The following is a 206-nucleotide window of genomic DNA, read 5'->3' as shown; positions in this document are numbered from 1 at the left end:
TTTTCAAGGAGGGATAGATTTGAATGTATTTGAAGCTGTGAAGCAGTCCGTCACAACAAGACAGGCTGCGGAGCATTATGGAATCCATGTAGGTCGGAACGGGATGGCTTGCTGCCCGTTCCATAATGATAAAACCCCAAGCATGAAGCTGGATCGGCGTTACCACTGCTTCGGCTGCGGTGCGGATGGGGATGTGATTGATTTTG

Annotated in this window: 1 protein-coding gene; it reads left to right on the top strand. The window is 49.5% G+C overall.

Annotated features, from left to right (window positions below; all coding sequences use genetic code 11):
* Positions 1–19 precede the first annotated feature (19 nt).
* Positions 20–206 (top strand): CHC2 zinc finger domain-containing protein (locus tag GPK49_RS12830; RefSeq protein ID WP_318283917.1); only part of this gene is annotated, 187 nt, incomplete at its 3' end.

Origin of the sequence: Clostridium sp. MCC345 (assembly GCF_018785345.1) — a bacterium.
Classification (GTDB): domain Bacteria; phylum Bacillota; class Clostridia; order Lachnospirales; family Anaerotignaceae; genus Anaerotignum_A; species Anaerotignum_A faecicola.
This window is presented reverse-complemented; position numbering and strand designations above follow the sequence as displayed.